The sequence below is a fragment of the Bacillus mobilis genome, from assembly GCF_001884045.1.
GTDB lineage: Bacteria > Bacillota > Bacilli > Bacillales > Bacillaceae_G > Bacillus_A > Bacillus_A mobilis.
Genome location: NZ_MACF01000041.1, coordinates 13,733 through 29,909, shown reverse-complemented (window position 1 = coordinate 29,909; position 16,177 = coordinate 13,733). Strand labels below are relative to the sequence as shown.

The 16,177-nt window shown below is 34.0% G+C and carries 9 protein-coding genes and 1 pseudogene; 1 reads left to right on the top strand and 9 read right to left on the bottom strand.

Translation table 11 applies throughout. The annotated features are described in order from the left end of the window. Positions 1–15 precede the first annotated feature (15 nt). The 7 genes and pseudogenes from BAQ44_RS04120 to colA all read right to left on the bottom strand — a co-directional run bounded on the left by BAQ44_RS04120 (position 16) and on the right by colA (position 10,008). Positions 16–708, bottom strand: a complete 693-nt coding sequence (locus tag BAQ44_RS04120; protein WP_071720931.1) for a response regulator — start codon at positions 706–708, stop codon at positions 16–18. Continuing rightward, positions 708–2,318: an ATP-binding protein gene (locus tag BAQ44_RS04115; protein ID WP_080467863.1), complete on the bottom strand. Its 1,611-nt coding sequence runs from the start codon at positions 2,316–2,318 to the stop codon at positions 708–710. Before BAQ44_RS04115 ends, BAQ44_RS04120 begins: the two co-directional genes overlap by 1 nt. 189 nt (positions 2,319–2,507) lie before the next feature. Further along, a complete protein-coding gene (locus BAQ44_RS31750; RefSeq protein WP_371399490.1) occupies positions 2,508–3,368 on the bottom strand; it encodes a methyl-accepting chemotaxis protein in 861 nt (286 codons plus the stop codon). An 81-nt stretch (positions 3,369–3,449) separates the two neighbouring features. Then, positions 3,450–4,484 (bottom strand): annotated as a pseudogene (locus tag BAQ44_RS31745) (HAMP domain-containing protein); the annotation flags it as partial. A 245-nt stretch (positions 4,485–4,729) separates the two neighbouring features. Further along, positions 4,730–6,304: a flotillin lipid rafts scaffold protein FloT gene (floT, locus tag BAQ44_RS04105; protein ID WP_000155003.1), complete on the bottom strand. Its 1,575-nt coding sequence runs from the start codon at positions 6,302–6,304 to the stop codon at positions 4,730–4,732. Between the two features lie 12 nt (positions 6,305–6,316). Beyond that, complete coding sequence (locus tag BAQ44_RS04100) at positions 6,317–6,865, bottom strand: NfeD family protein (protein WP_071720927.1); 549 nt, start codon at positions 6,863–6,865, stop codon at positions 6,317–6,319. A gap of 245 nt (positions 6,866–7,110) precedes the next feature. Continuing rightward, on the bottom strand, positions 7,111–10,008 hold the full coding sequence (colA, locus tag BAQ44_RS04095; RefSeq protein WP_071720925.1) for a collagenase ColA: 2,898 nt from the start codon (positions 10,006–10,008) through the stop codon (positions 7,111–7,113). A 268-nt stretch (positions 10,009–10,276) separates the two neighbouring features. Between colA and opuD the strand changes: the two genes are divergently transcribed. Next, positions 10,277–11,827, top strand: coding sequence for a glycine betaine transporter OpuD (gene opuD / locus BAQ44_RS04090; protein ID WP_071721056.1), 1,551 nt, complete (start codon positions 10,277–10,279; stop codon positions 11,825–11,827). A gap of 93 nt (positions 11,828–11,920) precedes the next feature. Here opuD and BAQ44_RS04085 read toward each other — a convergent pair whose 3' ends face one another. After that, positions 11,921–12,787: a GNAT family N-acetyltransferase gene (locus tag BAQ44_RS04085; protein ID WP_071720923.1), complete on the bottom strand. Its 867-nt coding sequence runs from the start codon at positions 12,785–12,787 to the stop codon at positions 11,921–11,923. Between the two features lie 154 nt (positions 12,788–12,941). Next, on the bottom strand, positions 12,942–16,151 hold the full coding sequence (locus BAQ44_RS04080) for a leucine-rich repeat domain-containing protein (protein WP_084669459.1): 3,210 nt from the start codon (positions 16,149–16,151) through the stop codon (positions 12,942–12,944). Positions 16,152–16,177 lie beyond the last annotated feature (26 nt).

The following is a 16,177-nucleotide window of genomic DNA, read 5'->3' as shown; positions in this document are numbered from 1 at the left end:
CTCTACTGTTTTTTGTTATGAAGAAACAAGAAAATACCGTCTCTCTGGTCTCCCTACACTCCCATATGTAAGCTCCGCATGAACTTTCTTTCCAGATATTAAATACTCTAAATAGCGCCTCGCTGTTGACCGGCTTACTCCTACCATTGTACTTAACACTTCTGCTGTAATTCCTTCTTCATTCACTATTAACATATGCTTTTTTATTTTTGCTAAAGTTAAAGGATCGATCCCTTTCGGGGCATATTCTATTTCATTTCCCTTTACGCCTCTTTGAGACCATAAATATTCTATTTGTTCTGTAGATAATTGATTATTTTTCTTCAGCTGCACAATCTTTTTTTGATAACCTTCCAAACTTGCTTTAAATCGATCAAACATAAGTGGCTTTACGATATAATCTGTTACTCCGCCTCGTAAAGCGTGCCTCACTACATCTGTTTCCGATGCGGCTGTAATCATAATAATATCTGTATCATGTAAATTGCGCCTAATATATGTGACAAGTTCCGTTCCTTGCATATCAGGTAAATACACGTCTAATAAAACGAGCTGCGGCTTCACAAGATCTAGCCATTCTTTCGCTTGTTCTCCAGTCGTCGCTGTTCCAATTACTTTAAATCCCTCAACTTTTTCAGTAAAACGACGATGAATGTCCGCAATTCGAATATCATCTTCTACAATCAATACTTCAATCTCCTCACCCATTACAATTCGCCTCTCTCTTTTGGTAATGCGATAATAAATAATGCACCACCTAAATCCCCTTTTTCGATTGCAATACTTCCATTTAAATCTTCTACCAACTCTTTCACTTTTGCCAATCCATATCCTCGCTTCCCGCCCTCTTTCGTCGAGAATCCTTTATAAAATATACTAGTAATGACTTCATCATGAATCCCTTGTCCTGAATCTTCTACTTCAATTACTATTTCTTCTCCGATATCAGTTACAAACATTCTTACCTTCTTATCATTCTCTTCATTTCTTTCAATCGCTTCAAATGCATTCGTAATTAAATTTCCTAAAATAGAAACGACATAATTACTCTCAATGTGCGGGCTTAATTTGTCTAAGCTACTTTCTCGATCTAGCATAAAATCAATCTTTAACTCTCTTGCTCTATTATAGAATCCAATTAAAATCCCACCTAACCATGGATTTTGAATTCGCTTCATAATAAATTGAACAAAATCTTGATATACCGCTGTTTCCTTATGAATAAGTTCTAAAGCATCCTCATATGATTCTAACTGAATAAGACCTGAAAGCGTATACAACAAATTGTTATATTCATGTGTTTGCGCTCGTAATGCCTCTGTATATTGCTTCGTCTGAGATAATTCTGCTGTTAATTGATCCATTTCAGATTTCAAACGCAAGCTCGATACAACGCCAGTTACTTTATTCTTTACTTTAATAGGTAGACGGTTCGCAATCACAGCCTGCCCTTTTATATTTAATTGACGATCAAACTGTTCTTCTCCAGTTTGAAATACATCTAGTATTGTTGAATTAGGAATTACATTTAAAATAAATTCTCCAATAATATTTCGTTGTCTATCTAGCGAAAGAATATCATAAGCCGCTTGATTGACTAAACTAATCATGCCATTTTGATCAATAACAATAATCCCTTCACGTACAGATTGAATCACTGTACTATGCTCTTCATATAAAGATGAAATTTCTTCTGGCTCCATCCCAAACATCATTCTTTTTATACTTCCCGCTAAATATATAGAGCCAATTATTCCAATTAAAAGACCGATTATTGTAATCCAAAATACACGCTTTCCATACACTTCTACCGCTCCATGAATATCATCCATTGAAAATCCAACAGACACCACGCCAATAATTTCATTTTCCTGATTACGGATTGGAACTTTGCCACGTAATGAAGGGCCTAATGATCCAGTTGCTCTCGAAACATATGATTTTCCTTCTAATAGAACCCCTTCGTTATCTCCACCAACCATTTCTTCTCCTATTTTATCTCGCTTAGGATGTGCATATCGAATCCCCTCTTTGTTTCCAACTACAATAAAATCAGCATCTGTATCAATTCGAATTTTTTCTGCAATTGGCTGAATAATAGAAGCTGGATCTTCTTTTTGAAAAGCTTCCGTTATTTCAGGTATAGCAGCAACTGTTTTCGCAACGTGCAAAGCCCGTTTCCCAATTTGCTCTTCTACCGTTTCAGACAATATGTAATAAAATAAATAACTGGTTAATAGAAGTACGACTAGAATAAGCGTACTAATTGTTATTGTAATTCTCGGTTGTAGTTTTAACTTTTTAAATTTCAAAACCATTCCCCTAACATAATTAAAGATAGAATTTAATGAATTTACAGTCTTTTATAATTACACCTAATCATAACACGGTTACTCTATATTTCTTTATTTTTTATCTTCATAAAGCGAAACTTTAATCAATCCACAAATAGCGGGATAAAAAAAGAAACGAAGTACAATTACTACCTCGTTTCTTAACATTTTTTATTACACTTTAAATTTCCCGATCATCTCTTGTAATTCTTCTGCCATTTGCGATAAATGAACTGCTGCTGCATTGATTTCATCTACTGAAGCTAATTGTTCTTCTGAAGAACCAGCTATATTTTGAACGCTTGCTGCATTTTCTTCAATCGTAGCTGCAATTTCATTAATAGATGCACTAACTTGCTTTGCATCTACTGTCATTTGTTCCGCTACTTCTACCATACTATCAATTTGTACAACTGTATCATCTGTAGACTTCAATATTTCAGCAAAGCTTTGCTTCGTTTCATTTGCAACTACAAGTCCTGATTGTACTTCTGTTCCAACTTGCTTCATAGAACTTACTGTCTCTTTTATGTCAAATTGTATCTCTTTTACTAGTTTTCCAATTTCCGTAGAAGACTGTCCCGATTGTTCTGCTAACTTTCGCACCTCATCTGCTACAATTGCAAATCCTCTTCCTTGCTCTCCAGCTCTCGCAGCCTCAATTGCAGCATTTAATGCTAGTAAATTTGTCTGCTCTGCAATATGTTGAATTACCTCAAGGATTGCTCCAATTTGTTTCGATTTATCATCTAACAACACAATCACTTTATCAGATTGTGAAACAGACTCATGGATTAATTGCATTTGATTCACAGTTTGTTCAACTAACTTCCCACCATCTTCAGCCTTTTTCTTCGTATACATAGATGCTGTGGATACTAATGAAGAACTATCTGCAACACGCTGAATTCCTTCTGTAACTTCTTCTAATAATGTTGCGCCTTCTTCAACTTCTTTCGTTTGTATTTCCGCTCCACTCGACACTTGCTCTATCGCTTGTGTAATTTGTTCCGTCGCTTCACTCGTCTGCTTCATACTAGCTGTTAATTCTTCTGAAGATGCCGCTACATGACTTGCTGAAGTATTTATATTAGAAATGACCTTCTGTAATGATGCTGCCATCTCGTTAAAGCTTTCTCCTAGCTGTCCAATTTCATCCTTAGAATGAACTGTAATGGATTCTGTTAAATCGCCTTCACTAATCTTTTTCGATGATATAACAAGTTGTTTTAACGGATTAATAATAGAAGCAATGATGAAGTAAATTAAAATCCCACCAATTATTAATGAAATACCAATAACAGTTATCGTTTTATAGAAAATAGGTTCAGCTGCTTCAATAATTTCTTTTGAAGGCATAATTCCTGCTATTTTCCATCCAGTTATCTTATTTGTTTTAAAAGTGATATGGCGCTCTTCACCATCTAATGTGAAATTAAAATCACCTATTTCTTGTTTATACAACTTTTTTTCAAGCTTCTCTTCTACCTTATCCCCTGGCTTCATCGTTGGATGCGCTACTACATTTTTATCTTGATCAAAAATTGCTACATATCCACTTTTACCGATATTAACCATCTTCGAAGTGTTTACGATATCATTAATAATTAAATCAATACCGAGAACACCGCTCTTATCCTCATTTTGTTTTGCTATTGTAATAACAATATTTCCTGTCGTTTTTGATTTATATGGAGCTGTAATAATTACTTCTCCACTTTTTTTCGCTGCCTCTTTATACCAATCTCTTTCTGTAGGATTATATCCTTCTGGCATTTGAATAGACGGTGATTGAATAAACTGCCCATTGCTGGTTCCAGTATAGATGGCCTCCAGTTCTGGATGTAACTTATTATATTCTTCTAGTTTATTTTGGATATTTTGTATTTGATCCGCTTGGTAACTTGATTGTGTAAATAACTTCGTAAAATAAACTGCATCTACTTTTTTACTATCCAATTCTTTATTAATTACATTATCCAAAATTTTTATATTATCTTTCGCCGATTGTGAAATCGTTTCATTAAAATTTGTCTTCGCTTGTTGATAAGACGTCCAACCAATTACAATACTTGGAAGAATTAAAATGATAACAAATGATACAAGTAACTTTGCTTTTAAGCTACTACTCCTTAATTTTCCTTGAAACATGTTTCTACCCCTCCATACCGTTTTAAATGTAATTGCCTTACATTTAATTTCTTTATATAAATCTTACGATTTAAATGTATCAATGTGACTCTCTATATCTTTCTCTATTGAAGAGTTGATACATACCTTTTTCATTCTATATAATTTATATAATTAAAACAATATATAAAAATGTATATTATTCGAAATATTATAATTCACAGAAGAACCTCTAGTATCTCACTTACTAGAGGTTCTTCACTTTGCTATTCTTTATCTTTTGCTACTTCTTTTTTCTCATCTTCTACTACAGATACAACAGGTTTATCGTTTGATAATTGTTGTACTGCTCCTTTTCCAGCAAATCCTTCTAATAACTCTTTTAAGTCAATGCCAGAAGAAGCCTTTAATGTTTCTTGCATCGTTGCCATTAAATCAGTCGCATAACCTGCAACTTTTCCGGCACCGCTATTTTTACCACCGCCGCCTGTATCGACAACTGTAATTTTATCAATGTTGCTAAGTGGGCTTGCAACTTCCTTCGCATAACTTGGAAGCATGTTAAGAACCATATCCATAATTGCCGCTTGGCCATATAACTCAAATGCCTCTGCAATTTTTTGTTTCGCTTCTGCTTCTGCTAAACCTTTTAACCTAATAACATCTGCTTCCGCTGTACCTTGTGCTTTTTGTACTTCTGCTTTTGCTTGACCTTGCGCTTTTTCGATTTCCGCTTTCGCTAAACCTTCTACACGTACTTCTTCTGCACGAGCTCTCGCTTCAGCTTCAATCTTATATTGATCCGCATCTGCCTTTTTAATTTGTTTTACTTTCTCTGCTTCCGCTGATTGCTCAACAGCATAGCGATCTGCATCTGCTTTTTTCTTTACTTCTGCATCGTATTGCTTTTCACGACGCGCAATCTCTTTTTCTTCTAATTCAATTTGTTTCTCACGCTCAATGATTTTAACGCGCATTTGCTCTTCTGTAACACCTTGTTGCGCTTTCGCTTGTTGTAATTCGTAAGAAAGATCCGCATCTGCACGAGCTTGTTCTTGCTCTCTCTTATAAGATTGTACTTTTAACTCTTTATGTTTTTCAGCTTCAGCGATTTGGGCATCACGTTGGTATTCAGCTTCTTTCGCTTCTTTTTCAGCACGAGCTTTTTCAATACGAGCTTCTTTTTCACGCTCTGCATTCGCAATAGTTGCATCACGCTTAACTGTCGCAATTTGCGGCTGACCAAGTGCATCTAAATAACCGTTCTTATCCATGATTTCTTTAATTGTAAAGGAAACGATGCGAAGACCCATTTTCTTTAAATCTGTAGAAGCTACTTCATGCACCTTTTGAGCAAATTGCTCTCTATTACTATACGCATCTTCTACTGTCATAGAAGATAAGATAGCACGTAGATGCCCTTCTAAAACCTCTTTTGCTTCTATTTTCAACTCTTCTGTTTCTTTTCCTAAATATTGTTCAGCGGCTGTAGAAACTTCTTCAATGGTAGATCCTACTTTAATAATAGAAACACCGTTTACTGTAATCGGTACACCTTGTTTCGTATACGTATCACGTGTTCCTACTTCTAACTTGTAGTTTAATAGACTTAAAGGCTCTGCTCTTTGCATAATCGGAACTACGAAAGTACCGCCACCACGAATAATCTTAATCTTCTTTCCATCATCAGTGGTAACTACATTTTTCCCGCCACCAAGCCAGTTTCCAGTAACAATTAATGCTTCATCTGGTCCAACTGTTCGATACTTTGTAATGAATACTAAAATGAGTAGAATTAAAATTGCGAGTAATACTCCACCGATAATTAATGGAATCGTCATGTAAATTCCCCCTTATAATTTTGGTTTCTTTAAAGAATAAGCGATGTTCTGTACAAGCAAAACACCATCTTGGACTCCCTCTATAATAACTTCAGTTCCTTGTGAAATATCTTTCTTTCCAACTGTTTTAGCTAGGATTGCATTGTTTCCAAATTGGGAGGAAATTAATACTTCACCAAATCCTTCTGTAGGAATAGTCGTAATGACCTCTCCCTTACAACCAATGAATTCATCCATACGCTGCACAGTGTTTTGTTCTGCTTCTGCGATTGGCTTTAAAATTAATATTTTCATTATGAAAACACCAATAAAGGATATAGCAAATGCAGCCCCCAAAATAAGAATGCTATTAAAGGAAAATAAATATTCTCCTATATAACTAAGTCCACATAACATGGCGAAAAAACTAAGTAATAAAGTAACAACGGATACAGATCCGCCTCCAAAACTAAATATGGATTCAAATATATCTCCAAAAAAGATATAAATAACAGTGAGTATAGTAGCAATAATAAATCCGTATAAATAAATTGTTTCAAGTGGATAACCAAACAAAGCCATTTCTTATCCCCCTCTCTTAAACAATCCTTTTTTGTTATGTGTATGCCCCACCTCTTTCAAAGATTATAGTTCTTAATTTTCAGTTATTTATCCTTTAAAGAAAAGCCTGTAAGACAGGCCCCTAAAAAAGAACAGGAGAAACCTATTGTGACAGGCTCCTCCTAGTAAATAACCGATATATTATATATCTATATAATATACTATTTTCCACAAAAAGTAAAGTTAAACATACATTGGAAAAGCACTTATTTTACTGATAATTCGTACGTTCCATCGCCATTATCATATTTATATACATACAAATAATACTTACCTGGTTTTGCACCAAATTTTGCTTCTATATGATTTCCGTTCGCTTGACCGTAAGCTGCATAATTTTGCATATCTGATTCATGGTGAAGTACCCATGTCATCCCGATTCCATACTCATTTAAAACGGAAATATCGATATCTTTCGCTGATGCTACATTAAATGTATAAACATCAGTGTGATCTCCGCCGATAAGGCTACCTTTTATAGTAGTGTTTAGCCCAATACGATTTGCTTCCTCTGGACGATTATTTGGTTCTGATTCTGTTAAACTTCCATCTTTAATCGTAACAGTTGTTTCGCTTCTGCTCTCTTTACCTTTATCATCTTTTACTCTTAACGCTACTTTATAAGTTCCTTCTCTTTCATACGCATGTACTGGATTAACTTCTGCACTTGTGCTTCCATCACCAAATTCCCATAAATAAGAAACGATTTTTCCATCTTCATCATTTGATCCATCACTTTTAAATCGAATACCTTCTTTTACAAGTCCGTTATAAGGCCCATTTATATTAACTGTTGGAGCTTTATTTTCTCCGTCATCTTTTGCGATACCGTGGAAGACTACATCATATTCAAATTGCTTTGAGCTATTCACACGGTAATTGACGAAGTATGCTGTAATAGTTTTGTAGCCACTCCATTCTTTTTGTGCCAGTTGTTCTAGTGCTTCATTTACTTTCTTACTCATTGCATTCCAGTCTTCTGCCTCACCTTTTGTTGCACTACCCGTATACGTACCTTCTAATGTAAATGTATTAAAGAATTGTGAGCTATGTTTTTTCATTTTCCCATCTTTCATAGGCATCGTATCACTAATTTCTTTCTCTACTGCTGTTAGTGATTTCGGTGCATGTTCAGCTAAATAATCATTTGCTACTTCCGGCACATTATATTTATCTTGATTATCAATTAGCTGTTGCATATAATCTTGATACTCTTTATTTAGTTTAGAATCTTTACTTAGCTTTTCACGATATACATCATAATTTTTCACGTCATTTGCACGAATTAAATCTTGAATTTTATCAAATGTTTCAAATTGATGTGTATATAAATAAGACTGCAATGCGAATGAGTAATTATAGAAATCCCAAGAACCATATTTAGCAAATAATGTGCGCTCTGCTGTATAACGGCTTGCAGGATCAGATGATAATCCACTAATAATGCTCTTTCTCGGTACTACATTATTTGTACGAGTAGATCCTGCGAAAAATTCTGCATTTCCTTCTTGGAACCAAGTTAATCTCTCATTTTGATACATATCCCCTCTTCCGAATAAACCTGGCACTTCAAATCTACCTTGAAGATAATGAGTAAACTCATGACGGAATAACTCTTCTAAACTATAAATACTTTGCTCTGGCGTACGCTCATATGTAAAGAATGTTCCTGTTTCTTCAATATAAATTCCACCGTTGTTTGTTTCATATCCATACAGTTGTCTGTTTAACTGATACTCCTCTGGACTGTTATAAATTACTATCGTTAATACATCATCTGCATTGCCTGGCTCTAACGCTTTGTCATTTCCAATTACACGATGATACTGTGCTTTTACTTCCTTTGCAGCCCAGTATAGTCTCTTAATTTTTTCTTCTGATACTTTATCCCCTGTTTTAAATACGATAGATCCATCGTCAAATGTATACGTTTTTGGTAAGTACTGTTCTTTTCCTTCTTTACGTATTTTCTCTAACTCTACTGTATTCCCGCTATAATCTTTCCCGTTATAATTTGTTGTAATTTGTTCTACTGCAACAAAATATGACTCACTTAAACGCGGGTACATATGCATTGCTTGTGTAACAACCTCTAATCCTTTATTAGGATTACTATGAAACTTCCCTAAACGACTAGCGAAATAAATTCCATTATTAACGAGCCACTTGTTTTCTGATGTTACTTCATTTAGAAGAGCGATACGATTTATTTCATTAATAAACCCATCTACTTTCCCATACCACATTGTATCTTTTGCCTCTTTACGAGTTTCAAATAAATAAGATTGCATATCATAATCAATACCTTGCATCATATCGTATACAGCTTGTCCTTTCATACGATCGTCTACATACGTACGAAGATTATCATTGTATTGTTTTAAAATATTAGCTGCGTATTGAACCGTTTCTACATCACTTGAAGCATTGCTGATTAATTTACCGTATGCAGATACGACTGAATCTTGCTCATATGTACCAAGCTTAAAGTTTGGATTGGTTGCAATTGCTTTTAAAGCAGGTAAACATTTATCCTGGAAGCTTCTCTCATTTAAATCGCTTAATTCATTATTGTAAAATGCAAGATAAAAAGCTGAACGTAACACTTCCGTAAACGTTTGAATTCCTTTTGAATCATCTTTCGTAAACGTACTACCTCGGTGAGTTAATTCATCTATAACCGCTTGCATTTTCCCTTTGTCTTTATAAAAAGCCTTTGCATCTTCATTGAACTGGAATAAGTCTGTAATTTGATTCCATTTAATACTTCCTAGTGTTTCAACCAATTCTTGATTATTCATTTTGTTTAAATCAGCCATTGAATAACTTTCTTTAACTTGCTTAACTTCTGAGCTCTTCATAATAGATGCTGGTCGCTGCGAGAAGTCTCCTACTTGTAACCGTTCTTTAAACGATAATGTCTCCTCAGCTTTAGAAACGTGCCCAATCTCATCTACTGGCTTTTCAATTCCAACCGGTCTCGAATGCAATACATTATATGGCACCTTTTCTTCTGCTGATACGTGAGTTTGAATTGCCCCCAGTGATAGAGCCATTGTACTAATGCTAAGCATTACTTTATTAATTGTTGATTTCTTGTTCATATCCTTGCCCCCTATTCAAATATTCCATTCACGAATTTAACATAAAATCTATATACAACAATATAAAATGCAATATTTCATATTATTTCTTCTTACATTTTGTACAAATCGTGAACAACCTTCCCTTTATCTAACCTCCAATAGTTATGAATCTATAGCAATTAAACAGTCCCTTCACACGTGTCAAAAAGAGAATTTTTTGACAATTCAACCTTTAATTGTTATGATTAATATAATTGTTAACTTTATTAAACAAGGGTGGGATTCTATGATAAAAAAAGAGAACAGTGTATTTTATATCTCCATCTTGCTAACAACATTATTCATCATATGGGGAATTACCCCGGCAAGTTGGATACAAGGCTATGATTTACAAAGTGTTACATCTTCCTTAAATTCATTTATCCTCAATAAATTTGGATGGTTTTACTCTCTACTTATGACCGCAATGATTATTTTAGCCACTTATTTAGCATTTTCTAAGTACGGTTCTATTCGTCTTGGTAAAGATGGAGAAAAACCAAAGTATAGTTATCCATCTTGGCTATCCATGTTGTTTGGAGCAGGAATGGGAATTGGACTCCTCTTTTATGGAATCGCTGAACCAATTTCACATTTTACAGATCCATTAACAGGAAACGCAGGTACAGAGGAAAGCGCCAAGCTCGCTATGCAATATTCATTTTTCCACTGGGGTCTCTTTCCATGGTCACTATACGCAATGGTTGCTTTAACAATTGCATATTTCACATTCCGCAAACAAAAAGGTAGCACAATTGGGGCTGCAGTTACTCCATTATTTAATCGATCGAAAAATTCTCCTATCGGAAAAACAGTCGATATTTTAGCTGTTTTAGCCACAGTATTCGGTATTGTGCCATCTGTTGGGATTGGTGCTCAACAAATCGCCGGAGGATTAAGCTATTTATTCCCTTCTATTCATAACACTTTACTTACACAGCTCGTACTTATCGCCATCTTCGCTGTTTTATATTTAACAAGCGCACAAACGGGCTTAGATCGTGGGATTAAATATTTGAGTAACTTAAATTTCTCTCTTGCAGGTATATTACTCATCTCCTTTTTACTTTTAGGACCAACTGTATTTATTATGAAATATTTCACATCTACACTCGGTTCTTATATCGGAGCTTTACCTAGTATGGGATTAAATTTAGGAGCATTTAATGAAAAATCTTCTTCTTGGATTGAAAACTGGACTATTTTCTATTGGGGATGGTGGATCTCTTGGTCTCCATTCGTCGGTACATTCATCGCTCGTATTTCTAAAGGGCGCACAATAAAAGAATTTATTATTGGAGTTGTATTAGTCCCAACTCTTATATGTACATTTTGGTTTGCAGTATTTGGCGGTACGGCTATCCATATGGAAATGTTCCAATCGCTTGGAATAGCTGATGAAATTGCAAAAAACGGTACAGAGATTGGATTATTTGCTGTTATTTCACACCTACCATTCTCTACATTTTTAACGGTTATCGGGTTAATTTTAGTAGCCACATTTTTCGTTACTTCTGCCGACTCGGCAACGTTTGTTGTTTCAATGCAAACGAGTAACGGAAGCTTATCACCGAAAAATAGTTTAAAACTTATATGGGGATTAACAATCGCGATCATTGCAGCTCTTTTATTACAAGCTGGAGGATTAAATGCACTACAAATTGCAGCTATAATCGCAGCACTACCATTTTCTATCGTAGTCGTTCTTATGGTTGCTTCGCTCTTTAAAGAGCTGCGAAAAGAAGATGTTAATTCGCAAACGAAAGAAGTTCCGAAAAAAATAAAAAAAGTTATGTAACGATTAGTACCTGAATCCGTTATTACTGAGGGCGGCAAAGTAAATTAAATAAAACCCATTCGTATGAATTATAATCTTCATACGAATGGGTTTTTACTCTATTATATAGTGTTGTAAACATGCTTTCTCCTCAAAACCTACTTTCTTGTACAACTTCATCGCACGATCATTATTCGTATTCAAACATAACTCTATCTCTCTCATCCCGTGGAACGAGAAAATATACCGAATAGCAGCTTGTAATAACCGCTCTCCGACACCTTTTCTTCTACTATTTTCAGCACTTGCAATGAATTCGATATTCGCTTCTTGAAACTCCGGATTTACTTCAACATATACGTAACCTTCTAACTTATCATTCTTCATACTTACAAATAATTTATTCGTATCACTTAAACGTTCGATAATTTCATTTCCTTCATAATATGTATTAGGAAAAGCATTATTGTGTAAAGAGATAAACTGCTCAAATACTTTTGGTAAAGCTTCTTCTACATTACATATACTACGTTCTTCCACAATACTATGGCTTAAACTGAAAATACTGTGTCGATCTTGTTCTTTTGCATATAAATCCTTCATTAAGCGGGCACAATTATTATTTTCCACATGATAAAAACCATAAAACTTTTCAATATGAAAAGGCACCTTTTCGATAAGTTCCTTCCACATATGTAAAGCAACTTCTTCCCAATTCGCTGAAAGAATAAACGGTCCCCAAATCTCTGCACATTTTTTTACTTCATCCACATCAAATCCTAATACACCTATTAAATTATTATTCTCATAAGTAGCAACAAAAGATTGTTCCCATCCTATATCCGAAAAATCATGAATAATTGTCTGTAACAACTCCTCTTTCTCATCTCCACAATAACCAACATGATGAGTAGCATCTCTATTCATATTCGCAATAAATGCTGCCACCTCTTCAATTTTCAAAATAGAACTAACATGCATAACCTCTCCTCCTTCTCTAATACATTTACACTTTTTCCATTTATATCCTTAAAAAAAGACATTATCATAAGCATATTTCAAAATGAAATCGCCATAATAATGTCTTCTCAAAAAATCATATAATTATTTTACGTTATAGCAAGATAATACGTTTTTATTTCTTAAATAATTTCTTTCTAAATACAAACATACTTAATGCTGAAAGAACTAATGCTAAGCCACCAAATAAAGATACATTATTTTCTTGCCCACCTGTTGCTCCTAGTGATTTCTTACTTCCTTCTTTCTTAGTAACAACTGGTTTATTTTCTTTCACACTTTGATTCGCTACTACTTTTTCTGCCACAACTTGATTATTCACGTTTTGTTCTTGAACTACTGCGGATTGATTTACTGCGTCTTTTGAACCTTCAACTTCTTTTGCCGGTTCTTTTACCTCGACTTTCGATCCTTCAACTCCTGTTGTTGGTTCTTTCACTTCTTCTTTTGGTTCTTCAACTTCCGCTGTTGGTTCTTTTACTTCTTCTTTCGGTTCTTCAACTTCTTTTGTTGGTTCTTTTGGCTCTTCTTTCGTTTTTTCAACTTCTTTTGTTGGTTCTTTTGGCTCTTCTTTCGGTTCTTCAACTTCTTTTACTGGTTCTTTTACTTCTTCTTTCGGTTCTTCTACTTCTTTTGTTGGTTCTTTTACTTCTTCTTTCGGTTCTTCTACTTCTTTTGTTGGTTCTTTTACTTCTTCTTTTGTTGGTTCTTTTGGCTCTTCTTTCGGTCCTTCAACTTCTGGTGTTGGTTCTTTCGGTTCTTCTTTCGGTTCTTCTTTCGCTACTATATTTTGCATAACCGTACCACTGAATAATAGAGATAGACCGTGATAATTTCCGTTTAAGGAGAATGCATAAACTTTTTCTCCTGGGGTTTTCCATACGACTGTTCCTCTATCGGTAACGATACCGTCTTCACTCTTCAGTTCAATATCTTCGAAGATTTCTCCCTCTAAATCGTAGATAGGAATTTGGATTTCTTGATTCATTTGTCCATCTTCTAAAACAATTTTTTGGTTTTTAATATCAACTGTTATCCATTGAGCCAATTGAATGACCGGTCGTACATCACGAATCTCATTTCCAGCTAATTTCAAGCTAAGTAAATCAAGCATAGAAGATAAAGTAGAGATATCTTTAATCTTATTATCAGATAAATTTAACCACTGTAAGTTTTTCAAGCTAGCTAATGGAGAAATATCTCGTACTTTATTGCCCATCATTTCAAGCTTATTCAATTTGCTAACTTTGCTAATCTCATCTAAATTATTGATTTCATTATTATTTACTAACAATGCATCTAGATTTTCCAATTGATGAATTCCATCCAAAGCAGCATTATCCAGTTTATTATTTGATAGGTCTAGAGTTTTTAATTTCTGCATCTTAAATAGTTCGGGAACATTTTTTATACTGTTATTGCTAATATTTAATTTTTCAAGATTCTCTAATGAATGAAGTGGTTTAATATCTTCAATTTGATTATAGGATAAATCTACTGACTTCAAATTTCTCAAACCTGAGATAAATTCCACATTTTTCATATTAACATTTTGTAATGTCAATTCTTCCATATTTGTCATTAATTCTAATCCAGAAAAATCTGTTATGCCCTCTTTTTTCCCATCCGTAATTTTCAAAGCCTTAACTGTTAATAAATCTTCTTTCGTTATAGGTGTATTTACATTTTTACGTTCAAAATTATGTTTATTCATGTATTGTCTTAGTTTCATATCTTGAATTACGTTCGAACTCTCTTCTCGTTTTTCAACGATATTTTGTATTACCCTTCCTTGGAACCTTATCTTACTTTCGCCAGTATCCATCTTAAATTCATACGTTTTTTCTCCAAGGCTATTCCACTTTATTGCTCCGGTCGTAATACTTCCGCCTTCACTCTTCCACTCAATATTTTGAAGTGCTGTCCCATTTAAATCATATACAGGAATTTTCACTTCTTCATTCATGTAGGCTTCATCTAAAAAGACTTTTTGTCTTTGAGCATCAATCTTAATTCGTTTTCCTAATTCATGAATAGGTCTTATATCACGAATCTCATTTGTCGCAAGTTTTAAATCATATAAATTGTTCAAATTACTAATTGGTGATACATCCGAAACATAGTTTTCTTCTAAATTAAGTGATTGTAAGCCAGCTAGTTTAGATAGTGATGTAATATCTTTAATATCATTTTTTTGAAGATCAAGTTCCACAATGCCACTCATCTTACTAATTGGTTCAATATTTACAAGCCCATTACTTCCTACCCCTAATGTCCCTAACTTATTCATTTGCTCAATGCCTGTAAGATCAGTAATCTTATTATTACTTACATATAGCTTTCTTAAAGAAGAAACATTATATAAAGGCTTTATATCACTAATTTTATTACCTGATAAGTTAATTGTTCTAACCTTTTTAAGTTGACTCAGTGGAGTAATGTCAGCAATTCTATTATTTTGTAGCTCTAATATATCCAGTCTTTCTAAGTTTACAAGCGGCTCGACATTTTCTATTTTATTAAAAGATAGATCAACTACTTTTAAACGTTTTAGCTGTGAAATAGGAGCTATATTTCGTACATCAGACCCTTGTATTATTAGTCTTTCTAGATTTTCCATATACTCTAATCCTTTTAGACTCTCAATTCCTTGACCTGCATATATATTTAACTCTTTAATTTCTTTTAAATCTTCTTCAAATATAGGTTCATTTACATCTTTTCTATTTAATACATTTTTATTAATTACTTGTTGTAATCGTTTATCACGTATGATATTTTGTGTATCTTCAATTTGTTCTTCTTCATCCTCTTCTATATCGCTTTCTACAAATGTACGCATATTTACTTCAAACTGAATTTTGAATTCCTTATCGTACCCTAAAGTGGGAATTAAAATATGCATTTGCATATTATATCTTTTTCCTAACTCACCTACTTCGAATTGTATAACTTTCGTTCCATGTTTTCTTTTATCTTCTGAAAGCACCTTTACATCATGGAAGACACCTGGCTCTTTACTATCTTCGACTTTCAGATAGTCAAAGAAATCACTATCTTTTAATGTTGCTGTAATTATTCTTTTCCCATTTTCAATCGTCAGCTTTGGATCTTTTATATATACAGTTGCATATGACTCTTCATTTGAGTTATCTTTATAAGCCTTAATTACCGCATCAAAAACATGCTTTTTTGGACTTTGTGCAGCCATATTCTCTGTAGCAGCAGTAGCCGCTAAGACCGGTGTTGCATAAACCGCAAACGGCAACGATAATGTCGCAGCCACTAACATTGCATTTATATGTTTTCTTTTATTTTTTTTCAACTTTACATCTCCTCCAAAATATATAA